This window comes from Pseudanabaena sp. Chao 1811 (assembly GCF_027942295.1).
Classification (GTDB): Bacteria; Cyanobacteriota; Cyanobacteriia; order Pseudanabaenales; family Pseudanabaenaceae; genus Pseudanabaena.
On sequence record NZ_CP101416.1, the window covers coordinates 2966664 to 2991610 of the forward strand.

General features: G+C 42.5%; 27 protein-coding genes and 2 pseudogenes. 16 read left to right on the top strand and 13 right to left on the bottom strand.

Annotation, left to right across the window (positions count from 1 at the left end):
• Nucleotides 1-29 precede the first annotated feature (29 nt).
• Nucleotides 30-821: an exodeoxyribonuclease III gene (gene xth / locus NMG48_RS13625; RefSeq protein ID WP_271252064.1), complete on the bottom strand. Its 792-nt coding sequence runs from the start codon at nucleotides 819-821 to the stop codon at nucleotides 30-32.
• A 238-nt stretch (nucleotides 822-1059) separates the two neighbouring features.
• On the opposite strand from xth, the gene NMG48_RS13630 reads away from it, so the two are divergent.
• Nucleotides 1060-1323, top strand: a complete 264-nt coding sequence (locus NMG48_RS13630; RefSeq protein ID WP_126385673.1) for a BolA family protein — start codon at nucleotides 1060-1062, stop codon at nucleotides 1321-1323.
• A 126-nt stretch (nucleotides 1324-1449) separates the two neighbouring features.
• On the opposite strand, the gene NMG48_RS13635 is transcribed toward NMG48_RS13630, so the two are convergent.
• From NMG48_RS13635 to NMG48_RS21820, 5 genes and pseudogenes are all read right to left on the bottom strand, one after another.
• Nucleotides 1450-1935 carry a hypothetical protein gene (locus tag NMG48_RS13635; RefSeq protein ID WP_271252065.1) on the bottom strand — a complete coding sequence of 162 codons (486 nt, stop codon included), beginning with the start codon at nucleotides 1933-1935 and terminating at the stop codon, nucleotides 1450-1452.
• Between the two features lie 16 nt (nucleotides 1936-1951).
• Nucleotides 1952-2110, bottom strand: a complete 159-nt coding sequence (locus tag NMG48_RS13640; protein ID WP_271252066.1) for a hypothetical protein — start codon at nucleotides 2108-2110, stop codon at nucleotides 1952-1954.
• A 14-nt stretch (nucleotides 2111-2124) separates the two neighbouring features.
• Nucleotides 2125-2614: pseudogene (locus tag NMG48_RS13645) on the bottom strand (IS1 family transposase); the annotation flags it as partial.
• A 33-nt stretch (nucleotides 2615-2647) separates the two neighbouring features.
• Entirely contained in the window at nucleotides 2648-3751 is a 1104-nt protein-coding gene (locus tag NMG48_RS13650; RefSeq protein WP_271252068.1) for a transposase, read from the bottom strand.
• Nucleotides 3752-3875: 124 nt separating this feature from the next.
• Nucleotides 3876-4166, bottom strand: a pseudogene (locus NMG48_RS21820) (IS1-like element transposase); the annotation flags it as partial.
• Nucleotides 4167-4248: 82 nt separating this feature from the next.
• Between NMG48_RS21820 and NMG48_RS13660 the strand changes: the two are divergent.
• The 4 genes from NMG48_RS13660 (at nucleotide 4249) to NMG48_RS13675 (ending at nucleotide 7347) form a co-directional block, all read left to right on the top strand.
• Nucleotides 4249-4413: an element excision factor XisH family protein gene (locus NMG48_RS13660; protein WP_271252070.1), complete on the top strand. Its 165-nt coding sequence runs from the start codon at nucleotides 4249-4251 to the stop codon at nucleotides 4411-4413.
• A complete protein-coding gene (locus NMG48_RS13665; protein WP_271252071.1) occupies nucleotides 4401-4736 on the top strand; it encodes a XisI protein in 336 nt (111 codons plus the stop codon). Before NMG48_RS13660 ends, NMG48_RS13665 begins: the two co-directional genes overlap by 13 nt.
• A 78-nt stretch (nucleotides 4737-4814) precedes the next feature.
• Nucleotides 4815-5117 carry a nucleotidyltransferase family protein gene (locus tag NMG48_RS13670; protein WP_271252072.1) on the top strand — a complete coding sequence of 101 codons (303 nt, stop codon included), beginning with the start codon at nucleotides 4815-4817 and terminating at the stop codon, nucleotides 5115-5117.
• 301 nt (nucleotides 5118-5418) lie between these two features.
• Complete coding sequence (locus NMG48_RS13675) at nucleotides 5419-7347, top strand: pentapeptide repeat-containing protein (protein ID WP_271252073.1); 1929 nt, start codon at nucleotides 5419-5421, stop codon at nucleotides 7345-7347.
• 35 nt (nucleotides 7348-7382) lie between these two features.
• Here the strand turns inward: NMG48_RS13675 and NMG48_RS13680 are convergent, their stop codons facing one another.
• Nucleotides 7383-8069 carry an SRPBCC family protein gene (locus NMG48_RS13680; protein ID WP_271252074.1) on the bottom strand — a complete coding sequence of 229 codons (687 nt, stop codon included), beginning with the start codon at nucleotides 8067-8069 and terminating at the stop codon, nucleotides 7383-7385.
• Nucleotides 8070-8085: 16 nt separating this feature from the next.
• On the opposite strand from NMG48_RS13680, the gene NMG48_RS13685 reads away from it, so the two are divergent.
• The 9 genes from NMG48_RS13685 to NMG48_RS13725 all read left to right on the top strand — a co-directional run bounded on the left by NMG48_RS13685 (nucleotide 8086) and on the right by NMG48_RS13725 (nucleotide 17000).
• On the top strand, nucleotides 8086-8793 hold the full coding sequence (locus NMG48_RS13685; RefSeq protein ID WP_441339192.1) for a phosphoribosylanthranilate isomerase: 708 nt from the start codon (nucleotides 8086-8088) through the stop codon (nucleotides 8791-8793).
• 160 nt (nucleotides 8794-8953) lie between these two features.
• Nucleotides 8954-9556: a GerMN domain-containing protein gene (locus NMG48_RS13690; protein WP_271252076.1), complete on the top strand. Its 603-nt coding sequence runs from the start codon at nucleotides 8954-8956 to the stop codon at nucleotides 9554-9556.
• Nucleotides 9557-9659: 103 nt separating this feature from the next.
• The gene (locus tag NMG48_RS13695) at nucleotides 9660-11222 is read left to right on the top strand and encodes a glycoside hydrolase family 3 N-terminal domain-containing protein (RefSeq protein ID WP_271252077.1); all 1563 of its coding nucleotides are present in this window, start codon (nucleotides 9660-9662) and stop codon (nucleotides 11220-11222) included.
• 8 nt (nucleotides 11223-11230) lie between these two features.
• Entirely contained in the window at nucleotides 11231-11875 is a 645-nt protein-coding gene (locus tag NMG48_RS13700) for an SAM-dependent methyltransferase (protein ID WP_271252078.1), read from the top strand.
• Between the two features lie 209 nt (nucleotides 11876-12084).
• A complete protein-coding gene (gene dacB, locus NMG48_RS13705) occupies nucleotides 12085-13689 on the top strand; it encodes a D-alanyl-D-alanine carboxypeptidase/D-alanyl-D-alanine endopeptidase (RefSeq protein WP_271252079.1) in 1605 nt (534 codons plus the stop codon).
• A 162-nt stretch (nucleotides 13690-13851) separates the two neighbouring features.
• Nucleotides 13852-14187, top strand: a complete 336-nt coding sequence (locus tag NMG48_RS13710; protein WP_271252080.1) for a hypothetical protein — start codon at nucleotides 13852-13854, stop codon at nucleotides 14185-14187.
• Between the two features lie 209 nt (nucleotides 14188-14396).
• On the top strand, nucleotides 14397-15608 hold the full coding sequence (locus NMG48_RS13715; protein WP_271252081.1) for a lipid-A-disaccharide synthase-related protein: 1212 nt from the start codon (nucleotides 14397-14399) through the stop codon (nucleotides 15606-15608).
• A gap of 154 nt (nucleotides 15609-15762) precedes the next feature.
• The gene (locus NMG48_RS13720) at nucleotides 15763-16611 is read left to right on the top strand and encodes a 3'(2'),5'-bisphosphate nucleotidase CysQ family protein (protein WP_169361996.1); all 849 of its coding nucleotides are present in this window, start codon (nucleotides 15763-15765) and stop codon (nucleotides 16609-16611) included.
• Nucleotides 16612-16670: 59 nt separating this feature from the next.
• Nucleotides 16671-17000, top strand: coding sequence for a DUF4359 domain-containing protein (locus tag NMG48_RS13725; protein ID WP_271252082.1), 330 nt, complete (start codon nucleotides 16671-16673; stop codon nucleotides 16998-17000).
• Nucleotides 17001-17039: 39 nt separating this feature from the next.
• Here NMG48_RS13725 and obgE read toward each other — a convergent pair whose 3' ends face one another.
• The 5 genes from obgE to NMG48_RS13750 form a co-directional block, all read right to left on the bottom strand.
• Nucleotides 17040-18035 (bottom strand): GTPase ObgE, encoded by a 996-nt coding sequence (obgE, locus tag NMG48_RS13730; protein ID WP_271255276.1) that lies wholly within the window; start codon nucleotides 18033-18035, stop codon nucleotides 17040-17042.
• A gap of 228 nt (nucleotides 18036-18263) precedes the next feature.
• The gene (locus NMG48_RS13735; protein ID WP_271252083.1) at nucleotides 18264-19229 is read right to left on the bottom strand and encodes a cation diffusion facilitator family transporter; all 966 of its coding nucleotides are present in this window, start codon (nucleotides 19227-19229) and stop codon (nucleotides 18264-18266) included.
• Nucleotides 19230-19359: 130 nt separating this feature from the next.
• A complete protein-coding gene (locus NMG48_RS13740) occupies nucleotides 19360-19998 on the bottom strand; it encodes a Uma2 family endonuclease (protein WP_271252084.1) in 639 nt (212 codons plus the stop codon).
• Nucleotides 19999-20175: 177 nt separating this feature from the next.
• Nucleotides 20176-20619, bottom strand: a complete 444-nt coding sequence (locus NMG48_RS13745) for an SH3 domain-containing protein (RefSeq protein ID WP_271252085.1) — start codon at nucleotides 20617-20619, stop codon at nucleotides 20176-20178.
• 218 nt (nucleotides 20620-20837) lie between these two features.
• Nucleotides 20838-22040, bottom strand: coding sequence for an ATP phosphoribosyltransferase regulatory subunit (locus tag NMG48_RS13750; RefSeq protein WP_271252086.1), 1203 nt, complete (start codon nucleotides 22038-22040; stop codon nucleotides 20838-20840).
• A 132-nt stretch (nucleotides 22041-22172) separates the two neighbouring features.
• On the opposite strand from NMG48_RS13750, the gene NMG48_RS13755 reads away from it, so the two are divergent.
• Entirely contained in the window at nucleotides 22173-22406 is a 234-nt protein-coding gene (locus tag NMG48_RS13755; protein ID WP_271252087.1) for a hypothetical protein, read from the top strand.
• Nucleotides 22403-22918, top strand: a complete 516-nt coding sequence (locus NMG48_RS13760; protein ID WP_271252088.1) for a hypothetical protein — start codon at nucleotides 22403-22405, stop codon at nucleotides 22916-22918. Before NMG48_RS13755 ends, NMG48_RS13760 begins: the two co-directional genes overlap by 4 nt.
• Before the next feature lie 167 nt (nucleotides 22919-23085).
• On the opposite strand, the gene NMG48_RS13765 is transcribed toward NMG48_RS13760, so the two are convergent.
• Complete coding sequence (locus tag NMG48_RS13765; RefSeq protein ID WP_271252089.1) at nucleotides 23086-24930, bottom strand: ABC transporter ATP-binding protein; 1845 nt, start codon at nucleotides 24928-24930, stop codon at nucleotides 23086-23088.
• Between the last annotated feature and the right edge of the window lie 17 nt (nucleotides 24931-24947).

The following is a 24947-nucleotide window of genomic DNA, read 5'->3' on the forward strand; positions in this document are numbered from 1 at the left end:
ATTTTTGATTAAAGCGTAAATCACCATATTTAATCAATCGTCACAATGACGGGAGTATGATCGCTCGGTTGCGTTAACTTACGTGGCTCAACATCGATTTCACAAGCAGTTGCCCTTTCGTAGAGAGATTCCGTCAAAAAATGATAATCAATTCGCCAGCCACGATTACGTGAAAAACCTCCAGAACGATAATCCCACCAGCTATAGTACCCGCCATCCGATTCAAACTTCCGAAATACATCCTTAAATCCCAGATTCAAGACTTCTGCTAGAGCCTCTCGCTCAATATCCGTGGACATCACCTTTTTCTCGCGCCCCTTGGGATCGTAAATGTCGATATCAGCGATCGCTACATTAAAATCGCCGCAAATCAGGACATTGGCATTTTTGCTGAGCAAAGTTTGCAAATATTCTGTTAAGAGCTTCAGCCAGCGCAACTTGTAGGCATATTTCTCACTATCGACCTCAGAGCCATTGGGGACATACATATTCACAATTTGGACATCACCAAATTTAGCCGCAATCAAACGCTTTTGGTCATCTAGGCTAGGGTCAGCAATTTCTCCCAATACCGAAACAAAGCCAGTTTGAATATTTTCTAAAGGCGATCGCGAAATTATTGCTACCCCGTTATAGGACTTCTGCCCATAAATATAGGTCTGATAGCCCAAATCGGTAAAAGGCTGATGGGGAAAGTCTGCATCAATTACCTTGGTCTCTTGTAAACACAACAGATCGACATCAGGATTTGCTTGTAACCAATCACAAACATGATTGATCCTTGTGCGAACTGAGTTGACGTTCCAAGTTGCGATTTTCATTAAATCCCTAAATCTCTGTTGCTAATCAAAAATTTTCATAAAATTAAGTGTCTGGGCAAAATTAACAATCAGAGTTAAAACCTGTGGCGCACGCGCAGCGTGCGCCACAGGTTTTAGTTTTTGATAATTATGTCCAGCTATTTAGCAAGGTAGCACAAATGCTAAGTCCCTAATCTGGCAATGTGGCACAATGTGAACAGCCCAATTTAGATTTTGTAAATATTTGAGTTTGCCCAACATGATTTCTCACAACTACATTGCCGAATTAATTCGTACTGCTTTACCCAATGCCAAAGTTCAGGTTGAAGATCCTAATCATGATGGTCAACACTTTGCTGCGATCGTGGTTGCTGAACAGTTTGAAGGCTTATCGATGATTAAGCAACACAAATTAGTCTACGGTGCAATTCAAGAACATCTCGATACTGGCGCAATCCATGCCCTACAGCTAAAAACCTATAGCCTCTCTCAATGGGAAAAGATGCAAGTTCAAGTTCTCTAAAAATCAAAACCCAAGCTAAAGGTGCTTTGCGCCGCCACCTTTAGCTTGGGTTTTATGTCCTAAGTAACCTTAGATAAAAATCTAAAATAGAGTTGCGCCGCAACTCTATTTTAGATTTTGATATCTTTAGAAATTCCCCAATCTCGCCTTAACGATTAAATCAATATTCTGCCATTCTTCAATAGATTGAGATAAGGATAGATACTTCTGCGAACCCAATTTCAACGTGTCTTCAATCTCATAGTACAGGTCATGTTGATTTACAGATGGAGCCGACAAAGAATACTCAACTATGGCAATATTGATTGCAAACCACAGGCAATAAATCAAGTAGCAATAACTATCATTTCCCAATTCCCCTAAAGCCTTTTCTATTGTTGATGCAATACTAGCGAACTCTTCTTCTGCTTTTGTATTAGCCACTCCCATTTCGCATACCAGATCATAGTTGAGATCAGAATATTTATTTTTTGCCTTAGTCCAGAATCTATTAAAAAGTTCATCGCTATTAGCTTTTTTGGAGTTTTCTCGTTCATTAACGATTCTACAAATTGAGTTTACAAGATCATCAATTGCAAAATATAAAGTGTAAACTTTGGCTTTATTGTTCATATTTAATCGCGCCCAGCTAATTATGAGCCTCATTCAGTTGAACCACATTGCCTGCAATGAGTTGCCATTGACCATTTAACATCGCCCAAGTTCTTCCATATCGGTAATAGCTATGAAAGTCTTGACCATTCATAGTGCCACTGATTTCCGCTTTAACGGTTAGGTAATGTGTCACAATTGTTGGAGCATTCAAAGGGATTGAAACGAAAACTCATAGCTGTTGATAAACAGACCAATGACAATATCATGCATCACAATGGATTTAGAAAAGCAAATCGTCTTTCTAGCTAAACGCTTAATCCGCGTTCGCAAAGTTAGATATTTTCGTTCAATTTTCTGAGTGTTTCTCTTGCCAATTAGGTGAGTGTGAGGCTCAAGAATCCTTTCGTATGCACCCCATGCATCGGTGAAAAAATGCTTGATCCCAAAAGGTTTTAGCAGATTCACCAGTTTAATCAAGGCTTCATCTTTATGTGGGGCTAAAACATAAGCTAAAACCCTTCCAGTCAGATGATCAATAGAGGGCGCATAGCCATCTTTGCTGTTTCTTGCTACCAACAAAACTCCACATTTCATCCATTTCTGCGTCGTCTACTTGATAAAGGTCAACATCAAGTGTTTCTATATCAAGTTGCTCTAGCAGAGGATAGTTGACGGATTCAATGTCTTCCTCTTTTTTTTAACTCTTTGATCACCAATACTTCGGACAAAATTAGAAAGCAATAGCGCCGTAAGAACAAAGGTCTGGGAACCTAGGATGAGATTTAATCAAAGTAGAATCCAAATCTAAGAGGGAAATAAAGCGTTCCAGTAAATGCCGATTTAGAGCCAGACGTTTGAAACTAGCCATAGAGAAAACAAAAGGTTTAGGTGATTGATGAAGTTGACATGCCTCAAACTTAGCGAGATTTAGAGCCATGAGACTAGCATTGAAATGGAAATCAAGCTTAGTCAAGTCACGAGCTTGACAATCGGTTAAACCCGTAAACTGTTTAGCGTCACGGAATATGAATTCAATCTGAAAACGAGCTTTATAGAAATCTAAAATATCAGTTGCGTCAAGGTGAATATCGGTTGAGAACAAAAGTACCCGACCGATTCGTTTTGGATCACGACAGTCCAGCAGAAAAGCAAGACGAACTTTACGTTTAAGGCTCAACGACCAGACAACAACATCGTACAAAAATAGGTTAGGTTCAAGCTCACGGACTAGAGACATGCGACTGACATCAGTCAAATCCACCTTGCCGTCGTATTTGCGATGTCTACCGAGAGGCTTCTGAACACCTGTATAGACATAACGTAAATCAGCATCGCATCGTAATTTGCTAATCACAGCCAACTTCAAGGCAGTGACACCATTAACCCATTTAACTTTGCTGTAAAAGCCATCACTGACTACATAACGGGTTGATTTGGGTAGATAAGGATATGTCGCTTGGAGATGCTCCAAATAGTTATCAATCCGCGTCGTCTCGGTCATTGGTTTTGCAGGTGGAGTTTGCTGTACTGACAAGGTATAGCCTTGCTTTGCATCAACATCCACTATTGCCAATACCGAAATCTCTAGTCCCTTTTCAGCACGTCCAGCACAGCCATTATAGAAATGCTCTATCCCATAGGTTGCTTTGCCACTTTTCGGTACAAATGAGCAGTCAGTCGCGATGATCTGACGAGCAGTTGCTGGAATAGCTCGTTCTATCAGGTCGGCGTTACCTTTGATAAAGTTGAAGGAACGCTGGAATTGCCGACGATAGCTCCGTTCTGATATTTCACTATACCGACTCAGGTTAGTAAAGTTTACTTTTCCGCACACTACAAATATGGTCGAAAACAGCGTTATCAGAAACTTTTGTTGTGGTTTACTCAGTAGACTGGGTAATATGAAATTTAAGCTATTCATTCGGTGCTGGTGTTCAATAACCGCACCTTATACGATGAATAGCTTTTTTTCTATATTTTCTAATTCTGTCCGAAGTATTGATCACAGTATTGGGACTAATCTTTAATACTCGACTTGTATCCCTAATGCCACTGCCATTGACTGCCATTTCTGCCACTTGTTGTTTTACTTCTGGACGATACCCTTGATAGCTGTAATCAAGAATAAATGTCTTTCGCATACAGTTAGTATTTAGACAAATGTATCTTTTCTTGCCTGTGGCGCTTTGTCCATATCGGTGGATATCTACTCCTCCGCAAGTTGGACATTCGACTGCTTCAAATACCATCTTTTCTCTCTTTCCCTAACTTTTTAGGACTTACCTATTGTTATTACACTTTACAACAAATGTGATACACTACCGTCTACTCATGCAAGAACAATATCCAGAATACAAGTTGTATCTAGCTATTCCTGTAAGTGCCTATGACTCTTTTTTCCAACTTCCATTTGTACAAACAACTATTGAGCAGTATCAATTAAGGCTAGCAATTTATGTACCTGAAGAGGAGACGATCTCAAAATGGCTAAACTAACTGAATATCGTGAGAAAGTCCAAAATTTACTGACGGAACTGGCAAATTATGGTTCTTCAGATCATGAGGTTGAGTCACAGTTGATTTTTGATACTGAACGCGATCATTATCAATTAGCTCATGTTGGTTGGCGCAATAAACGACGGATATATGGTTGTGTTGTACATCTCGATATTAAAGATGACAAAATTTGGGTGCAGCATAATGGAACGGAGTTTGATATTGCGATTAGGCTTGCTGAGATGGGAATTCCTAAGCAAGATATTGTTAATGGTTTTCACTCAAGTTATATGCGGCAATTTACAGAGTTTGCTGTAGGCTAAAAGATAACTCCTAGCAAGTTTTGCTAGTACTAAGCTCTAAGCTGACTAGATTATCTGTCAATTTAATTTTAGTGAGTTATGGCTCAACGATTACCCATATTGATACCTAAAGAAGCGATCGCTAGTTTTTGTCAGCGTCATCATATCCGTAAGCTGTCTTTGTTTGGCTCGATTTTGCGGGATGACTTTAGTAGCTCTAGCGATGTTGATTTTCTGGTGGAGTTTGAGCCAGAACATATTCTGGGGTATTTTCATTTGATAGGAATAGAGATAGAACTATCAGAAATGATTAATCGCAAAGCTGATTTACGCACCCCAAAAGAATTAAGCCTTTACTTCCGTCAACAGGTTTTACAAGAGGCGATTGTGCAATATGAATAGAGAATCTATTGCGCCCATCTCTCTGAATTGTTACTCCCATTTTTATTTGCAAAGGCTGAACCCTTGATGCAATTTACCGATAAATGTAGGACTGCGGTTGAGAATTTGTGGTGCGAATGTTGGAGATTTAGGGCAGAGCATTCCCGATGTGAGGTTGTCTGTAAATTGGTGAATTGTGACGGGAATGCTCTGCCCCTACAGGAATCTTTAAACTTTTTGGTAAAAGAATCCTGATATATTTATTAAACTCTCAATGCTTGCAAATAGAGATCTTTAACTTCAGTCAGTTAACCCAAACTTCATGGCTCTATCCTTTGTCGGTCAAGACTTGCGTAATCGCTCCTTTCGTGGACGTAAGGACTTAGCAGGTGCAGATTTTACAAATGCAGATATACGAGGCTGCGATTTTCGTGACGCAGATTTAACTGGTACAAATTTTACGAACGTCACAACTGGCAAAAGCTACAAACAGGTGATTGTTTTAATTGGAATTTCTGCTGCATTTATTCTTGTTTTCGGAACCACATTCTTAGCAATATCTAGGTTTATTTTTATTACTCCAGTTGGCATCCTTTTAGCTGTACTTATTGGCATATTAATGGTTATATATGCTACATCAGATGGTTTTACTTCTAGTTTTTCAATTATTTCAGTTTCACTTGCTTTTAAAGTTGCTTTTATCTTTGCAAGGAAATTTGCATTAATTGCTACGAGTCCAATTTTGATTATTGCTGTATTTGAACATGCAAAATATGCTTATAGTGCATTTATTGGAGGGAACACTTTTTTAATATTAATAAACACTATAATTACGCTGATATGTATTAGTCTTACATTGTATATATGGCGGGGATTAGACACCATGATTCAAAGCGCAACGGGTATAGATTTTGCGCGTGCAGATTTAACTGGTGCTAAGTTTGTCAATGCAAAACTACAAGTTTCTGACTTCACTGATGCCATCTGTGATTTAGTTAATTGGGAGGGTACAGAGTTTAAGCTTTGCAAGTTACCCGCAATTATAGAAGATAGTAAAGTTAGATATCTATGTTGTAATCCTAAAGAAGGCAGAGGTAAAAACTATACATTGACGAACTTTCACAAGGTATTTTTGCAAAATGCCGATCTTGTCGATGCTATTCTCCGTAATGCAAATTTTAACGGTGCTGATTTGCGTGGTGCAAAAATTACTAATGCTGACCTCAGCAACTCGCAAGCATTAGGAACTGATTTCTCAGGTGCAACTCTCACAGGCGCAAGGATATTTAATTGGGGAATTAATCCTGAAACCAAATTTGAGAATGTTATTTGCACGCACGTTTATATCGATGAAGCAGGAAAAGAACGCAAACCTGCGAGTGGTGACTTTGCTGAAGGTGACTTTGCGCTTTTAGTTGGAGAGTTTACCAATACACTCGATTTTCTATTTAAAAATGAAATCAACTTCAGCGCTTTTCAATATGCTATGCAGCAAATGGCAATCAAAAATCCTGAAGTAGAACTATCCATCAACCAAACTAAATTTCTCGGTCAAAATAAAGACGCTCTCAAAAGAAGCTACGATGTAAGCCCTGATGCAGACAAAGGCAAACTCCATGCTGACTTTTCGGAATCCTACGACATTTACAAACGCCTTCATCCAGAAGACAATCAACTCATCAGGGATTTAAACAGAAAAGTCACATTTTTGGAAGGTGAAGTAAAAACTTTAAAAGTTCTCAATGCAGAAAAGGATGAACGTATTGCCGATTTGAAAGATGCAAATGCAGGATTCAAAGAAATTGCCAAAACCCAAGCAACCAAATCTAACGATAAAATCATTATTGGACAAGTTCAAGGAGATCCCATGTCTGACAAAAATCAAAATATTTCGCTAAAATCCGACGGCAACATGACAGGCATAACCGTCGCAGGTGGCGATATTAGCGGCACTGTCACCGTCACGATTCAACAACTCCGTGACAGCGACACCCCCGAAGCGCCAAAACTTGCCGATCTCCTGACTGACTTACAAAAAGTTATTAATGAATCTACGGAATTGACAGAAGAAGACAAGGCAAAAGCTTTGCAATACATCGATACGATTGGCAAGTTTGCTAACAACAAAGAAGATCACGACATGATTGGCACAGTAATTGACAAAATCATCAAAGTTGTTAGCAAAGCTGCAAAATTACTTACCCCCGTCCAAGCGATCGCCGATGGGTTGCGAAAGATTCTACAGCTATGAGGGCGAGAGACTGACAGTGAGTTGTTATAGGATCACTAGCCTCTGCTTTTGATTTCGTTTTTGATCGCCTGTAAAGTATCATTCAACGCATCCTTAAAAATGCCATAAAAAGCATCCGCAGGAGTAGAATCACTCGGCTGAGCATTCACAGTATAAGTAATCAAAACCTGATTAGCAGGACGATTGGGGATTGCAGAAACAGGTTCTATTTTCCAATAACCTTCCATTTTCGATAGATCACCATCAATGAGACGGAAATCAATCTGTTTGCGATCAGTTTCCTCAATAGCAAGCTTGGTGCGAGAAACGATGGAAACAATAAAGACTTGGCGCGTATCTACCTGCTCAATCACCTTGCGATTACCATAGCTCTCAAGGACTTTGCTAGAGGTCATATTCGGGATAAATTTAGAGAGATTGGCATAGTCAGTCAAAACCCGCCAAACCGCATCAGGGGAAGCCGTGACTAATACCCTTGCGACATACTTTCCTTTTTCCCCTGTAACTACCGTTTGCCCATTACGCAAAGAATCACGCTCGATCGCAGGTAAGCGATCAACTGGCCCATCAAAGAGCGCCGCACGGACGGGCATAGTCGGTGTGCAACAGGCGATCGCGATCGCCATCACCACCGCCGAACCAGTAGAAAATTTCGTCATAAACTTTGAGACTAAATTCTGAGAGGACTGCATGGAATTTGGATAGGATGAGTACTTTGTCATGAAATATTGTGCTTGTATGTATATCAAAATTTGCGGGCTTACGAAAATCGATCAGGCTCAGGCGATCGCCCAAATGGGAGTTAACGCAATTGGCTTTATATGTGTCTCGTCCTCACCACGATATATCACTACCTCCGCGATCGCCCAGATTACAACTAGCCTAATACCTGATTATCCTATGCTTGATTTGATCGGGGTATTTCTCAACGCTAGCGTCGAGGAAATTTGTCAAACCGTAGAGCAAGGGGGACTAAATGGCGTACAACTACATGGCGATGAATCACCAGAGTTTTGTCGTGAGGTGCGATCACATCTCGATCAACTGAAGCCAAATATCAAATCAAACCTTAAACTCATCAAAGCCCTCCGAGTCAAAGATCAAACAGGCTTAGAGGAGGCTCAACGGTATAGTGATGTGGTTGATGTGATTTTACTCGATGCCTACGATCCACAAATGGCGGGAGGCACTGGCAAAACTATCGATTGGCAAATGTTGCGCAATTTCCGTCCCCATTGTGACTGGTGGCTAGCGGGAGGGCTATCTCCAGAAAATGTCGAACAAGCGATCGCGCTGGTATGCCCAAGTGGTTTAGACGTATCAAGTGGGGTAGAACGTTCCGCAGGAGACAAAGATCTATCTAAAGTTCAGGAATTTATGCAGAAGTTGGTAAGACCCTCACCCCTAGCCCCTCTCCCAAAAGGAGAGAAGGGAACAAAAAATTAGCTTTACTCCCCTTCTCCCTTAATGGGAGAGGGGGCTGGGGGGTGAGGGTTCCAAACATCAGTTAGAATTAAGATAGATTAAGGAGCTAATTCGCGTTTGTTTGCGTCACATAGTCCCATCGATCGCGGAAACTTAATCAACAGCGTTGAGGAGCTAAATTATGAAAATGCCAGTTTTAAGTAAAGGTACTTGGTTAGGGCTAGTTGGAGCAGCGCTAGTTGGTGGTTCGGCAACGGCAGTATTGCTCAATAGTCATTTTAATCAACCTAACCAACCCAATCCTCAGATATCTGCTCCCGCGTCAGTAAATCAAATTAGCCAGTCCCCACCAGCACAGCGAGCCGTAGATGGTGAATTGGCTGTTTATTGGATTGAATCTAGCAAAAATAAATTAAAGGCTGTCCCGATCGCCATCAAAGCGAAAAGTAATGACGAAGCGATCGCTTCTGGTTTAAATACTTTGATATCTGAAAAGCCATCGGAATCGAGCCTTTATAGTGCCATTCCCGCCAATACAAAAGTCCTAAAGGTACAGGCTAAGGGCAAAGAAATTCGGATTGATCTATCCAAGGACTTTACCAAGGGTGGTGGTGCTGCTTCGATGCAGGGCAGGATTATTCAGGTGCTTTACACAGCAACTAGCCTAGAACCTGAGGCAAAGGTTTATTTATCCGTTGAAGGTAAAGCTTTAAAATATATCGGCGGCGAAGGTTTAGAAGTACCACAACCGATGACACGCAAAGATTTTGCGCTAGAGTTTTAGGGATGCGCGGTGCTTATTGCCGCATATAGTGTTTTCATGTTTCCCCGCCTTCGGCGGGGAAACAAACCTGAAGCGCTATATTGTTGTTTATTTTTTAGTGACTATGCCGATCCATTTGCCTGATATTGATACGTTGAGCCTCGTTGAGCAAGTCTCGCAAATGTTGGTTGTTCGCACCTGTGGAATGCTGTACGACCATCAGATTCAATATCCACAGTGGGAATTAACAAGTAAACAACTACAAATCCTCATTGGTGAATATGGGGTTGGTGGCGTAATTTTAATGGGTGGTAGTGCGGCGGAAATTGCTCTCAAAACACAGCAAATGCAGTCATGGGCAAAAGTACCTTTGTTGATGGCAGCCGACATCGAAGAAGGCGTAGGACAGAGGTTTAGTGGCGCGACATGGTTCCCACCACCGATGGCTTTGCAAGATGTCGGGATTGACTATGCCGAAGCAATGGGGCGCGTTACTGCCGAAGAAGCTTTGGCGATCGGGCTAAATTGGGTACTTGCGCCAATTGTCGATGTCAATAATAATCCGAGCAATCCTGTAATTAATGTGCGTGCCTTTGGCGTTACCGTTGGCGAAGTTATGGGGGCAACAAGAGGATTTATTGCAGGGGCAAAGCAATATCCTGTACTGACAACGGCAAAACATTTCCCCGGACATGGTGATACTGCCGTGGATTCACATTTACAAACGCCGACCTTGACTCACGATCGCTCAAGATTTGAAAATCTAGAATTTCTGCCTTTCAGCAATGCGATCGCCGCAGGCGTAGATACGATCATGAGCGCCCATGTCTTCGCCCCAAATTTAGATCCGCAAAACATAGCTACTTTATCGCCGCATATTCTTACAGAAATTTTGCGTGACCAATTGAGCTTTGAGGGGATTATTACCACCGATGCGCTGATTATGTCGGGCGTTGCTAACTTGAATAGTCCTGAAGCGATCGCGGTACAAGCAGTGAAAGCAGGCGCAGATATTTTATTGATGCCCGTCGATCCGATCGCTACGATTGAGGCAGTATGTGCAGCCGTGGAGTCTGGGGAAATTAGTCGCGATCGCATTAAGCAGTCGGTGCAAAGAATCTGGAAAGCGAAACAAAAAGTATGTGGCATTCCTACGGATTTAAGCAAACTAGGCAATCCCGAAAATCTCGAAATTGCTAAGGTGATCGCGAATAAGTCAATTAGTGTCTACTCTGCAATTCCCCATTTACAATCTGGCGGTACTTCACAACGGCTAAAAGCTAATTACCTCAATCTGATCATTGTGGACGATCTGCTTACCTGCGGCGAATTTCTCAACTCGCGATCGCCTGCGGTGCTATTCCCCAAGAATAGTGGCTATCAGAGAATTATTACCGATGGTCAGACAATAGAACATCTTCAACTGAAGCAATTTACCGATATATTTATCCAAATGTTTAGCCGTGGTAATCCATTTCGCGGAAACACCAATCTGCACGCCAAAACACAGACCTTAGCCAATGCACTCCTAGCAAGCGAAAAATTAGAAGCAATGGTTGTCTATGGTAGTCCCTATGCCCTCGATCCATTTCTGCAAATTTTGCCCGCCAATATTCCTTGGGGTTTTGCCTATAGCCAACAGCCAGAGGCACAGGCAGCAGTTTTAGAAAAATTAGGGTTTGGATAAATCCACTTATGGCAAATTTATTTCGGTTGCTTCTGATTGCTGCAATTACTGTCTCCACTTTAGTCGCTTGTAGTCTTTGGGAAGAGCGCAAACCATTGCTAAATAAGTCATTAGAGAATACGCCACTGCCGTCAGTTCCCAACGTTAACCCTAAAACCATTGATCCAGAAAATCTTCCCGATGCACCTTATCTCCAATCTCCCCGTCAAGTTGTGATCAAAATGCTAGAAATGGCAAAGGTGAAGCCCAATGATGTCGTTTACGATCTCGGTAGTGGTGATGGCAGAATTGTGATTACTGCCGCGCAAAAATTTGGCGCAAAGGCGATCGGGATTGAGATTGATCCTGAATTAATTAGAGAATCTGACAGATCAACAAAGGCAGCACTCAATGAAACACCCCAAATTCGCAATCAAATTAAATTTATTAAGCAAGATCTGTTCAAAGCTGATTTACGTGATGCTACGGTAGTTACGCTATATCTCAGTGAAAAAGCCAATCTGCGAGTAAGGTCAGAACTATTACCCAAATTAAAGTCAGGAGTAAGAATTGTATCGTACCAATATGATTTGGGGGATTTACCCGCTACCCGCACCGAAAAGATTAAAGTTGGCGATCAAGAACATATGATCTATCTATGGATTTTGGATTAAATTAGTGTCGTTAAATTCTGATAAGTAGCTGGGTGCAATTAAATAGCGCATACCAATCTAGTGAAGTACAGGATTATGTCCCCGCCTTCGGCGGGGACATAATCCTCTTTACCTCGCTTCCTTGAAAAGCGCTATATATTTGAATTAAGCCTACTTACTGATCACCTATCTGAGATTCATCAATACTTTCTAGTGGCTTCATCGATTCAATGCAACTTCTGTCTAGCTCATCTATTTGCTCACGTTTTATTTGTCAGTTTATTAGGCGAAATTACCAAGATTCCTTCAATTCATTATTTGTAGCGATCGCCTTAGTTACAATTCCCTTAACAACAACGCTTCCTGCCAATGCCCAGATAAATTCTCAATCAGCGCCAAATCGAATTTGTCCTGCTCAATTGCAACAGGAAGTGGAAAAAATTGCCCAAGCGCCCAAATTAAAACCATCTCGCATAGGAGTATTTGTCCAAACCAGTGAGGCTAAGCCGCAAGTATTAGCCAATCTTGATGGCGATCGCTATTTTATTCCCGCCTCTAACGCTAAATTATTTACCACTGCGATCGCCTTAAAAGTTCTGGGAGCAGACTATCGCTTTGCAACCAAGTTGATGTCCAGTAATTTGCCTAATCCTCAAGGCACGCTAGAACATGGTTTATGGCTAATGGGATCGGGCGATCCCAGCTTTAACTCAGAGACAGGCTTAAAATCCCTCGTTACCCAACTCAAAAATAAAGGGGTAAAGCAGATCAATGGTGGAATTTGGACAAAAACTTCTCGCAAGGGTGACGAACTTGTAGATAGTTGGGAATGGAAAGATCTCCAAGAATATTACGCCGCCAAGGTATCTCCCTTCACGATTAATGAAAATGCCTTGAATTGGACAATCCGTCCTAACAAAATTGGTCAACCCGCCATCTTTGAATGGGAAAATCCTGCATTGGCTAACGATTGGATTGTGGAGAACAAATCCTACACAGCCAGTGATGACTCTACGTTATACATGCTGCCTGATAATGTTTTGAGCGTTGTACGACCCTATGGGCAAAAAACACTGATCATCAGTGGTGGAATTTCTGACAAGGCGGAACCAGAAGAGGGTAGTGTCGCAATTCCTGATCCTAAAGCTAATTTTTTACGCCTATTGCGTAAAGAACTGGACGCACAAGGAATTAAAGTCAACCCATTTACCAATAGCTCCCCAAAGCTTCCACCGACCCAAGACTTAGCGATCGCCTATTCGCCAAAGCTCTCAGAACTCGTCACCACAACCAATAAGGACAGCAATAATCTCTATGCCGAATTATTACTTAGAGCCTTAGGTGAAAAATTTTATGCCAACCTGTTACAAAAAACCTTAGGCGATCGCTTCCATGAAGCTGTTAACTTGAACGGTGTGAGTGGGGGAATTGCTTCCATCAAGGAATATTTGGCTTCTGTGCATATCGATCCTAGTACGGTGGTGCTAGCGGATGGATCGGGACTATCACGGCATAATCTGACTACTCCTAGAGCGATCGCCCAGATCTTACAGCTCGTTGCCAGCGATCGTAATTTTCGGAAATCCTTACCCATTGCCAATGTCGATGGTACATTGGCAAATCGCTTTAAAAATACTGTAGGGAAGGGGGTGATCCAAGCTAAAACTGGCACATTCACAGGGGCGATCGCTTTATCAGGATATGCCAATCCGCAAAATTATCCCGAAGTCATTTTCAGTATTATGATCAATAACAGTACCCTTTCTAGCAGAGAATTACAGCAATCCACCGATGCGATCGCCCAGTTATTACCACGACTTGAAAATTGTCAATAATGTAATCAGTCCCAATCAAGAGAGTTAATGAAAAAATGGTCTACTCCTCATCAAAAATTTCTAATTACAACGATTGGAATTTTGGCATTAATTACTATATTTCTAATTACAACAAGTTCTGTCCCTGATTCGTCAAACAAAACCTTTTCTCTATGTCCAGCTATGACAGAACCAGCAAGCAATTCCAGTAGTCTCCAGTTTCATCCTATTAAAATTGTGGCTGAACCTTGGCGAGGTGAGCATCATGTTTACGCCATATTTGCCCTGCCTTTAAAATATAAAGACATTTACTACCGCTCCAAATTGCGCGTTAAAGGTAGTGATGTTGATTGGTATATCACCATCACCGATGGCAAGAAGTTTGGGGCATCTGCGCCCGAAGGGCATTATTTAGTGATTGGCTTCTTTCGGACTCGTCTCGCCTTGTGGTATTGGCTCCGTGGTAGATTTGCCGACCTGCAACAGCCTTGCAACTGGACACTTTATTTTTTCCCATAAATATTTGGTAGCTCGGCTTCGCCGAGCCACCAAATATCGGTTTCTTGATTAAATCGTAGAACCCTAAGCACAATGTCGCAGTTTCTACTAAAGTTACATTAGAGCGGCTATATGCAAGTAGCGACAGCTATAAGAGGAGAAAGCCCAAATTTTTCCTCAGGGTTTTCCTCTGACAACTTCCTGCTACAGATTAAATTTTTTGGTAAAACGTGGAAATTTTATGTATTAGTAACGGACATGGTGAAGATATCATCGCTGCCCGTATTTGCATTGAACTAGAAAAATTAGGATTTTCAGCGATCGCCTTGCCGCTTGTGGGGGTAGGTCATGCTTATACCAAAAACAATATCCCAATCATTGATCAAGTCACACAGGCGATGCCTTCGGGGGGATTTGTCCGTATGGATAGTCGCCAACTCGCCCGTGATGTCAAAAGTGGATTAGTGGGACTAACTCGCAAACAATTAGGCTTCGTGTGGAAGTGGTCGCGGGAATCACGCAGGGGGAAAAGATTAATTTTGGCAGTGGGTGATATTGTGCCATTGCTATTTGCATGGTTACCCGCAAAGTTTGGTGGTTGTGATTTTGTGTTTGTTGCCACGGCAAAATCAGAATATTTTTGGCGCGATCGCCGAGGTTATTTACCCCATGTCAAAAAGCCCTTTGGGGGATCAAACTTTTTCCCTTGGGAACGAGCCTTGATGAGTAGCAGTCATTGCAAAGCCATCTTTGTCCGCGACTTGCTCACTGCGGAAATTTTGAATAAGGATTTTAAATTACCTGCCATTTATCTCGGTAATTCGATGATGGATGGACTAGAGCCAAAGGGAATTGATTTTGGTATTGACGAAAATGATTGGGCAGTGGCGATATTACCTGGTTCGCGATCGCCAGAAGCCTATGACAACTGGATGACTCTAATGCTCTGCGCCCAAGTCGTTGCGCGGACAATTCCCCATAATGTCCATTTTTTAGTAGCGATCGCCCCAGATTTAGATCTAGAAGTAATCGGACAGAGCATCATTCAAAAAGGTTGGCTCCGCATCGATGAAACCACCTTTAAAGTCCAGAATGCAAGGTTGGTTTTATTACAGGACGGATTTAGTGATTGCCTCCATCAATGTCATTTAGGCTTGGCGATGGCAGGTACAGCGACGGAGCAACTAGTGGGCTTGGGCAAGCCTGTAATTACGATCGCAGGAAATGGTCCCCAATTTACGCGCAAATTTGCCGAAGAACAAGCAGATTTATTAGGCTGTTCTGTAAACTTGATCGATAAACCAGCACAGGTTGCCGATGTCCTCAATCGTATTTTGCAAGATCCTGACTATTTCCAAGAGGTGGGTCGCAATGGTGCAGAACGGATGGGGGCAGCAGGTGCATCAGCAAGTATCGCCAAATATATTGCCACCAAGATTTAGCCAAATGTGCGGCACATTTGGCTAAATACCTATCGCCAGTCTCGTTAGCAAAGTGGCGGCGCGAAGCGCCGCCACTTTGCTTTTCGGGTTTGTAACATCACAAAGCGGTGTAGTTACGGTATAGTACAGATCATTAGCTTCACCAAAATTCAAGATGCTGAATTTAAACGAAATTATGTCACTGGCTCGTCCGATCGCTTGGGGAGCAGGGGACATTCTGATGAAGTATTATCAAGCGCCACAGGATTTAAAGATCACATTTAAGGGTGTTGAAGATGGTAATGTCACATCCGCCGATTTAGCCGCTAATGATTTTATCTTGGGGCAGTTAAAGCAGACCTTCGGCACAGAAAATTTTGCCTATCTCAGCGAAGAAACCGAAGACAGTACCGATCGCCTCGATCATGAATGGGTATGGATCATTGATCCGATGGATGGTACGAGCGACTTTATTCGGCGGACTAATGAGTTTGCTGTACATATTGGGCTGAGCTATCGCCAACGTCCTGTACTGGGATTGGTGGCAACTCCTGCTCAAGATCGCCTGTTTCAAGGGGTTTTGGGCAATGGTGCATATATGGAAACAAGAGATGGCACAAAGCAGCGTATCCATGTCTCTGATAAGGTTAATCTTGAAAAAATGGTGGTGGTGGCAAGTCGTAGCCATCGCAATTACCAGTTAGAAAGTATTCTTCAACAATTGCCCAAGGCAGCAGAAATTGCGGTAGGTAGTATCGGCGGCAAATTTGCCGCGATCGCTTCAGGTAATGCTGATGTTTATATCTCTGTTTCAGGTAAATCTGCTCCCAAGGACTGGGACTATTGCGCTCCTGAAATCATCTTGACTGAAGCAGGGGGGCAACTTACCCACGCTGACCTATCGCCACTGTCCTACAACAATCTCGAATTGCGGCAATGGGGAACCATCGTAGCTAGCAATGGTCATTGTCACGATCAGATTTGTCAAATTAGCCAAGATGCGATCGCGCCAATCAAAAAGTGAAAGAATTATTGGTGCGTGGCTTTGCCGCGCATCAATAATTCTTTCAGTGAGAAGGGCGTATGAAATTACAAGCAATTTTAATTGGTGCTGCTGTCGTTGTTGGTGTAATGGCTATCACCAATCCCAGTAAAGAGCGCTATATCACATATGCCACTGAGCAATTTTCGGAAACAGGGAAAACATCTATTTGTGCTGGTGAGAATATGCCTCTTGCAGCTCAGCAATCCTGTAAATTTGTGATTGCTCAAGGTAAAGGCGTAATTAAGTCAATTGTTGAGAACTCCACAAAGCAGCAAAATTATGTATTGTTCAGCCTTTACGAAACTGATCTACCGAATAAAAAAGTAACGACGATCGCTGCCTTTGGTAATTTTCATATGCTCAAATAAAAACAAGGGGCTTAAGCCCCTTGTTTACTAAGGATTTTACTAAGGATTGTCTTGATCGAATTGCTCCAACAGTTTCCAGACTGATTGCAAGAGCTTGTCTAGCCCCTTTTTCGAGGCAGCCGAAATCGCGAGGATCGGGATATCAAACTGTGACGCAATTTCCTCAACATCTTCAGGCAACATTGCATCAATTTTATTGAGAGCCAGAATCTGGGGCTTATCATCTAAGCCATGACCATAGGCAGCTAACTCTTCTTGAATCGTATGATAAGCCGCTAAAGGATCATCTTGAGTCACATCTATTAAGTGAATTAAGAGCTTAGTGCGTTCCACATGGCGCAAAAAGTCATGTCCCAAGCCAATGCCATCGGATGCACCTTCAATAAGGCCAGGAATATCCGCAAAGACAATACCATCACCTGAAGGCTTAGACACTACACCTAAATTTGGTACTAGTGTGGTGAAAGGATAATCTGCAATTTTGGGACGGGCTGCCGAAACGACTGAGATCAGCGTTGATTTACCAGCATTTGGTAACCCAATAATCCCCACCTCAGCAATAAGTTTTAGTTCTAGATAGAGAGATAGCTCCTCTCCGGGTAATCCAGGTAAGGCATAGTCAGGGGCACGATTTTGATTGCTCAAGAAATATTTATTACCTAAGCCGCCTTTACCACCTCTAGCTACTACCAAGGTTTGATCAGTATCAGTGAGATCACCCAAAACTTCTCCTGTTTCCGCATTCATTACCACCGTACCCAATGGCACTTTGATAATGCGATCGCTGCCACGTTTGCCCGTCATGTTGCTAGGGCCACCACGTTCGCCATCTTCTGCTTTAAAAATATTCTCGAAGCGAAAGTCTAGCAGGGTTTGCAGATCGGTAGTTGCCTGTAAAATCACTGAACCACCATTGCCGCCATTACCACCCGCAGGCCCACCCGCAGGAACATATTTCTCACGGCGAAAGGCAACTAGTCCATCTCCACCATTTCCTGACTTTACTTGTATCGTAACGCGATCGATAAAATGCATTGCTAATCCGATTAATTGCTCTGAGGAGTTCAAGGAAAGTTTAGAAAGGCTGGCTTTGCCAGCCTTTCTAAACTTTCCTTGGGTTTTTAAGTAAGCGCAAAGCGCGCTATATGGGATAACGCAATTTACTTGCAGCGTTATCTTTAATTTAGTTTTATCTCTATTATGCAGTGCTAAAGGTATTCATAACAATATTTAGGTGACGCGAAGAGTCACCTAAATATTGTTTTATGGAGCTTGGCATTTGGTTTCTAGAACACAAGGATGATCGCGATCGCCTGTTTCAATTTGCAATGTGGTATGGGCGATCGCAAAGTGCTGTTGTAAATCTCGACTAATTTGAGCAAGAAATTCATCACTATTGCCTGTGGGCATCACCAAATGTGCTGTTAGAGCCGTTTCCACAGTACTCATATTCCAGATATGCAAATCATGGACTCCTGTTACGCCATCTAGTTCTAATAGATAAGTCCGCACTGCTCGCTCATCAATATCATTAGGCACGCCATCGATCGCTAAGTTAAATGAGTCCTTTAATAGCTCCCAAGTACTGAAAATAATTAGAGCGCTAATCACTAAGCTAAAAACGGGATCAAGCCAAAACCATTTGGTAAATATAATCGCGATCCCCGCAAGGACAACCCCAAGAGAAACTAAGGCATCGGCTGCCATATGTAGAAATACAGCCCTGATATTTAGATCGCCTTTACTACCAGAGGCAAACAATAGAGCTGTTGCCGTATTAATCACAATGCCGAGCGCCGCCACAGCAATAATTACACCACCTTCAACCTTGCTTGATGGTTCCAACAATCGCTGAATTGCCTCCCAGACAATCCCGCCTGTGGTGACTAGTAAAAAAATCGCATTGAGAAAAGTAGCCAAAATCGATGACTTGCGCCAGCCATAGGTATAGCGGCTAGAGGGTTGGCGACGCGACACTAAAATTGCTACCCATGAAATGACTAGCCCCAAAACATCACTGAGATTGTGAGCAGCATCGGCAATCAGTGACACAGAGTTAGAGAAAAATCCAAATCCAAACTCCGTAACCACAAACCCCACATTCAGAATAAAGCCGATGATGAAGGCTTGACTATAGTTAGTTGGAACCGCATGATCATGCCCATGATGGGAGTGACTATGCCCTTTGTGCGAATGGTCATGGTGTTTATGGGAATGCTGATGGGGCATTGTGGCAAAACCTCAAATATTAACCTTTTATAACAAATCACGAAAGTGTGACAACACTTTTGTGATTTGAAAACCAAACCCAGTGAGGTTTTTCAATGAAGAAATGGCAAAGCCGTTTCTTCATTTGATATTAGCTATGACGCGATCGCCCAGCCTGCAGAGTCTTGAGAACTAATGCCATATCATTACTTAAAATTGCGTTGACATCCAGCCACAAACCTACAAACTCTTGGCTACGGATAATTCCTGATTCGTCAGGTTCTAATTTCTCATATTTGCCATTGTCGAAAATAAACCAATCGATTTGACGGTCTAAGGTGCGCCAGACAATGTATTCCTTTACGCCATTACGTTCATAGATACGTTTTTTGCTATGCAGATCGTAGGACACGGTGCTGGCGGCAATTTCGGCGATGAGTTCTGGTGCGCCTGAAATATAGCCATCGGTATCAATTTTTGCATTGCCATCGACACGGAAAAGTACAGCATCAGGCTGAGGCTCGTTGTCATCATCAAGGCGAACGGTTGGCTCAATGCCAACTTCTAGACCAGCGACCATCGATTGATATGTACCAAGCCAAGTGATGATATTGCTATGGGGTTTGCCATGAGGAATAAAGCGGAGAGGAGATGCCACGTGTACGATGCCTTCAATGAGTTCTGCTTTCTTGATATTAGATGCTGTATAACGTCGCTCAAATTCGTCTCGATTGAGGCGATCGCCATTTTCGAGGATGGTTAGTGGTGATGGAGAGTTGGCAATAACCATAGCTTTTAGAGGTTGCGCTTTTGTTGATCTTAACAGTCTTGACTTTAGATACAGCAACTACCGATCAACCAAAACAAGAAGAATTTTAAAAGCGTTGCTTTGCAACGCTTTTAAAATTCTTCTTGTTTTGGGTTTAAGCGAAAAGCGCTGTATCTAAAAAATGGCATAGCCATTTTTTTATTCTTTGGTGATATTGCCAGATCTAACCCAACCTTCTTCTTTGGTGTTTTCGTTGCGAACATATACCCATTCGCGATCGGGGGCTTCTCGAATTACAGAAACTTTAGTATTAAAGTCCGCACCACCAACACTCTTAGATGATTGGCTTGGATCAGCACGAAATACTAGACCAATGCTAGCGTTAACCTTACCTTGATACTTAGCATCATTAGTTTTAGGTTTTGCCTTGACCGTAGGTTGAGGCATCGGCGCAACTTTAATGGCAGCGATCGGTGGTGCTGGTGCTGGAACCGACTTTAGATCATTGGAAAATACAGGTCTTTGGGGATGTTTCTGAAATGGCAAAATGACGTAATACCAGCCTGTCGCCACGATCGCCACAATTATCCCTAGGCTAAAAGCTAAACTTGTACTCGATTTTGCAGTTTCGGGAAATCTCATTCAGGCACACCTATCTCTATCAAAAATCACTAGCAAAATGGATGAGAGATTTACTAAATGAAGATCCAATTATTGGATCTTCATTTAGTAAATCTCTATCTACGCAAATTTGATGATTGGTTGAATAGATTACCTTAAGTTCTCCAAATTTGACACATTTAATTGACATTTTTCCAAGGAACTAACCTGTCACTTGTGGCGGGGTAATTCCTCAGAATTTATACATCTATTGTTTCTGAGACGATCGCCCCGTCACTACTGACCCACGCAATCTGGGGAATGCCACGCGATCGCGCATGGTCACGCACAACATCAGCATCACGAAACTCTAGCTCTAGCTCGATCGCCTCTATTTGCGGTTCTTGGCGTAATTTCGCAGCATGGGCAAAGGCGGCTTGCATCGCATCGGGAGTCTTGGCGACAACTAACCAGCTTGATGTGATGAGAGTTTGGGGTAATTGTTTTTGCAATGCTTGTTGCAGGTCTTCGAGATTAATACAAAAGCCAATACTGGGATAGCTGACATTTTGGGGATGGTAGACACCGAGCAAGCGATCGTAGCGTCCGCCTTGGGCAACGACATAGTTATTACAGGCGACCTCAAAGACGATCCCTGTGTAGTAGTCGAAGGTTTGCATAAAGCTAAGATCGAGGATGAGGCGATCACTAGCATTTTGATTGGTACTTTCCCAGAGATCGATTAAGGATTTGAGATAACTAATTTCGCCTGTCAGTCCTGATGTCCATTTGCTCGTGGAGAGACGACTCAAGACATCCTTGGGCTTGCCACGCAGGTCAACCAATTCAAGGGCATAGCCTTTGACATCTTCGGGTAAGTCCATCTCACTAATGGCAATGCGATCGAGCTTCGCAAGACTTTGGCGGACTTTGGCGCGATATTGTTCTGGCAATAGATCGAGCAATGCGCCTGTGAGTCGAGCATCGCCGAGGATGATTTGCCAATCTGGTAGTTCTACGCGATCGAGGCTTTCGGCTAAAAGCAATAAAATTTCGCCATCGGCTAACAAACCTGATGCACCCAGCAATTCCACGCCAGCCTGAAAGGATTCCTCGGAGTTGCTATTGGCACGCCGCCGAAATACATTGGCGTTGTAATAAAGTCGCTGCGGACAGGTTGCCACATGGCTACCCAAACGGGCGGCATAGGCTCTGGCGATCGAGGCGGTAAATTCGGGACGCAATCCTAAAATATCAATGCTGTTGCTATGCAGTTGGATCACAGATTTAGGATCGACGGCTCCGCCTGCGGTGAGCGATCGCAAATGTTCAACAGTTGGGGTAATGATGCGTTGATAGCCCCATGACTGAAAAACTTGTTGAATGCGGCTCTCGATCCAACGCTTTTGAGCAACGTCTAGGGGAAGTAAGTCTTTTGCGCCAGTCGGCAGTTGATGCACCATACAATTCTCTCAGTCTTCGCCTTTTATCCTATCGCGAATGCTTGCAGAAACAAAAATATAGAGATTTTCATTTTGTCTGCGACAAAATGAAAATCTCTATATTTTTGTCCCTATGTTTTAGTATTTAGTAATATGGATATTGATCCTGATATACCTATACAAACTCAACTTGCGGGTTTGGGACAGTTACGAGATTTGCGGGCTAATCCAAATCTCAAAAGTGCCGATATCAATTTTTTGCTTCAACAAACACCTAGAGAGTTAGAGAGATTCCTCCGAATTGGTGAAATTGAGTCAAAGACTTATAAACAGATTATGAAGGCATTTGAAGGACGTGATCTCGGAAAAAGAGGTAAAAGAAAATGATTAATTCATCAATTATTCGGATCAATATCAGCTACAAGTTGCTTGATTCTCAAGAATGGAAATCTATTGATCTTTTACCTGAAAGCTATTTTGATTTGGAGTCAGATGAGATAGCAAGTTTAGACTCAACTCCTTTCTATAATCACGCGACTGAATATCTTGTAGAAGATTTGCAAATCCAGAAAGAGTCTATTCTGATGACAAAGCTACACCTATGTGATGAGTCAACTCAACATGAGTGTTTAATTACAGAAAGCTTTTGGAACTACGGTCGTAATCGGCTAATTGAACGTCAAGATATTGGTGATAAACCATATTCAGAAATTATTTTAGAAATGTTAGTGAGTGAAGTGCCTGAAGTATGGGAGGTGTTACGGTGCGATCGCCTGTCGGGAGTTCTCAGTCCTTCTTATCATGCAAAGATCCAAGAACATGAGGATGGTTCACAAACAGAGCATCATATAGGTTTAGCGATTAAGTCGGAGTCTAGCTCTTTCAGTCAAGTTGCGTGAAGGCGATCGCTAAATTTTTACATCTAGCGATCGCCGAAAAACATATCAATCCTGTTCTGATGAAGGTAATCGCTGACGTGCTGAAGCGATCGCTTGTTGGAGTTTCGCTGGGAGTAATTCTGGTGGTAAATAAGGCACTCCATCAATTTTGGCCAATTGCATATTCGTCATTTGTAGCCTGCTGCTTGCAGAGAAAAAAGATGGGCATAGCGTCCATCGGTAGCCAATAACTGCTCATGACTGCCCTGTTCGATAATTCTGCCATCAGCCATCACGATGATTTTATCTGCCATGCGGACAGTGGAAAATCGATGGGAAATGAGAACTACCATCTGATCCTTAGTGAGCGAACGGAAATGATTGAAAATATTCATCTCTGCTTCCGCATCCATTGCCGCAGTTGGTTCATCGAGGACGAGAATATCTGCTTGCGATCGCATAAAAGCTCTAGACAGAGCAATCTTTTGCCATTGACCACCTGATAGTTCTTGACCACCCTTAAACCATTTGCCTAGCTGGGTACTAAATCCTTTGGGCATATTGTTAATAAAGGGTTTTGCCATCCCTTTTTCTGTGGCAACTTCCCATTCTTGATACTCATTTAAGCGTTCCACATCCCCAACACCAACATTTTCTCCTACAGTAAATTGATACTGCACAAAGTTCTGAAAAATCACACCAATTCGCTTGCGCAAAACATCAATATCCCAATCATTGAGATCAACGCCATCTAGTAAAATCCTGCCGCTTGTAGGAACATATAACCGCGTCAAGAGCTTAATCAGAGTAGTTTTGCCCGAACCGTTTTCGCCGACGATCGCTAGTTTTTCGCCATGCTTGAGATGTAGGGAAATATCCTTTAAAACTGGCTCTGTACTTTCGGGATAGCAAAATGAAACATTTTCAAATCTAATCCCATCAGGCTCAATACCTCTAGTGATATAACCTTCTAATTTAGGAATTGGTTGTTCGAGAAATTCGTAAAGATTCGCTAAATAGAGATTGTCTTCATACATGCCACCGATGGAAGTTAGCGCCGCCGCAAAAGTAGCTTGACCTTGACGGAAGACAACGAGATACATCGTCATTTCCCCTAAGCTGATTTTGCCTGCGATCGCTTCGATGACAATCCATGCGTAGGCAGCATAAAATGCGCCCGTACTCAGCAATCCTAGCAAATAGCCCCAAATCCCTTTTTGAATCGTGAGATTGCGATCTTCATCATACAAACGATCAAAAATATCTCGATAGCGCCGCAATAACATTCCACCCAATTGATAAAGCTGCACTTCCTTCGCATAATCTTCTCGCGCCAGTAAAGTCTCTAGATAATGCTGTTGACGTGTTTCAGGCGATCGCCATTTGAAGAGACGGAATGAATGTTCGGAGAACTTGGTTTCTGCAATAAAAGAAGGAATAGCAGCTAATACCAAAACAATTACTGCCCAAACTGAAAACTGTAATAGCAATCCACTAAAGGTTAAGAGCGTTAGTGCTGACTGACCTAAACCAAAAATGCGGCTAATTAAGGATAATGGACGGCTAGAAGCTTGCGATCGCGCCTGTGTCATCTTGTCATAAAATTCCGAATCCTCGAAATGGGCTAGTTCTAAAGTAAGCGCCTTCTCCAAAATTAAGACATTCACCTGCTGTCCCAATAGCACTCTGAGCAAAGATTGCGATACATTCAATCCCTTTTGAGCCGCCGCCAAAATCACAATTAATAGCGCCTCAAATCCTACATAACTAAGCGCCAAATTGCGATCGCTAATTAAACCACTCCGTGAAGCTAGCACCACGCCATCCACGATTAGCTTACCCACATAGGCGATCGCCGCAGGGAGCAGTCCACTCATCAGCGTAAAAATAGCGATCGCCACAGTTAATACGGCGCTGGTTTGCCACACTAGTCCTAAAGCTTTAATACCATAGCGGAAGATCGACAAAGACTTTCGCATCGTCTTGCCAATCGATTTCCATCCCTTCAATTCACTTTTTTTCTTTTTTGCCATGCAATCTATGTTATCTC

Bases quoted from the DNA above. Each gene is read 5' to 3' on its own strand.
- NMG48_RS13725 (WP_271252082.1), top strand. From the start codon at position 16,671: ATGAAATTACAAGCAATTTTAATTGGTGCTGCTGTCGTTGTTGGTGTA.
- NMG48_RS13680 (WP_271252074.1), bottom strand. From the start codon at position 8,069: ATGACAAAGTACTCATCCTATCCAAATTCCATGCAGTCCTCTCAGAAT.
- NMG48_RS13685 (WP_441339192.1), top strand. From the start codon at position 8,086: ATGTATATCAAAATTTGCGGGCTTACGAAAATCGATCAGGCTCAGGCG.
- NMG48_RS13630 (WP_126385673.1), top strand. From the start codon at position 1,060: ATGATTTCTCACAACTACATTGCCGAATTAATTCGTACTGCTTTACCC.
- NMG48_RS13700 (WP_271252078.1), top strand. From the start codon at position 11,231: ATGGCAAATTTATTTCGGTTGCTTCTGATTGCTGCAATTACTGTCTCC.
- dacB (WP_271252079.1), top strand. From the start codon at position 12,085: ATGCAACTTCTGTCTAGCTCATCTATTTGCTCACGTTTTATTTGTCAG.
- NMG48_RS13760 (WP_271252088.1), top strand. From the start codon at position 22,403: ATGATTAATTCATCAATTATTCGGATCAATATCAGCTACAAGTTGCTT.
- NMG48_RS13765 (WP_271252089.1), bottom strand. From the start codon at position 24,930: ATGGCAAAAAAGAAAAAAAGTGAATTGAAGGGATGGAAATCGATTGGC.
- NMG48_RS13670 (WP_271252072.1), top strand. From the start codon at position 4,815: ATGGCTCAACGATTACCCATATTGATACCTAAAGAAGCGATCGCTAGT.
- NMG48_RS13755 (WP_271252087.1), top strand. From the start codon at position 22,173: ATGGATATTGATCCTGATATACCTATACAAACTCAACTTGCGGGTTTG.
- NMG48_RS13665 (WP_271252071.1), top strand. From the start codon at position 4,401: ATGGCTAAACTAACTGAATATCGTGAGAAAGTCCAAAATTTACTGACG.
- NMG48_RS13660 (WP_271252070.1), top strand. From the start codon at position 4,249: ATGCAAGAACAATATCCAGAATACAAGTTGTATCTAGCTATTCCTGTA.
- NMG48_RS13675 (WP_271252073.1), top strand. From the start codon at position 5,419: ATGGCTCTATCCTTTGTCGGTCAAGACTTGCGTAATCGCTCCTTTCGT.
- NMG48_RS13745 (WP_271252085.1), bottom strand. From the start codon at position 20,619: ATGAGATTTCCCGAAACTGCAAAATCGAGTACAAGTTTAGCTTTTAGC.
- NMG48_RS13695 (WP_271252077.1), top strand. From the start codon at position 9,660: ATGCCGATCCATTTGCCTGATATTGATACGTTGAGCCTCGTTGAGCAA.
- NMG48_RS13735 (WP_271252083.1), bottom strand. From the start codon at position 19,229: ATGCCCCATCAGCATTCCCATAAACACCATGACCATTCGCACAAAGGG.
- NMG48_RS13750 (WP_271252086.1), bottom strand. From the start codon at position 22,040: ATGGTGCATCAACTGCCGACTGGCGCAAAAGACTTACTTCCCCTAGAC.
- NMG48_RS13690 (WP_271252076.1), top strand. From the start codon at position 8,954: ATGAAAATGCCAGTTTTAAGTAAAGGTACTTGGTTAGGGCTAGTTGGA.
- xth (WP_271252064.1), bottom strand. From the start codon at position 821: ATGAAAATCGCAACTTGGAACGTCAACTCAGTTCGCACAAGGATCAAT.
- NMG48_RS13635 (WP_271252065.1), bottom strand. From the start codon at position 1,935: ATGAACAATAAAGCCAAAGTTTACACTTTATATTTTGCAATTGATGAT.
- obgE (WP_271255276.1), bottom strand. From the start codon at position 18,035: ATGCATTTTATCGATCGCGTTACGATACAAGTAAAGTCAGGAAATGGT.
- NMG48_RS13740 (WP_271252084.1), bottom strand. From the start codon at position 19,998: ATGGTTATTGCCAACTCTCCATCACCACTAACCATCCTCGAAAATGGC.
- NMG48_RS13720 (WP_169361996.1), top strand. From the start codon at position 15,763: ATGCTGAATTTAAACGAAATTATGTCACTGGCTCGTCCGATCGCTTGG.
- NMG48_RS13710 (WP_271252080.1), top strand. From the start codon at position 13,852: ATGACAGAACCAGCAAGCAATTCCAGTAGTCTCCAGTTTCATCCTATT.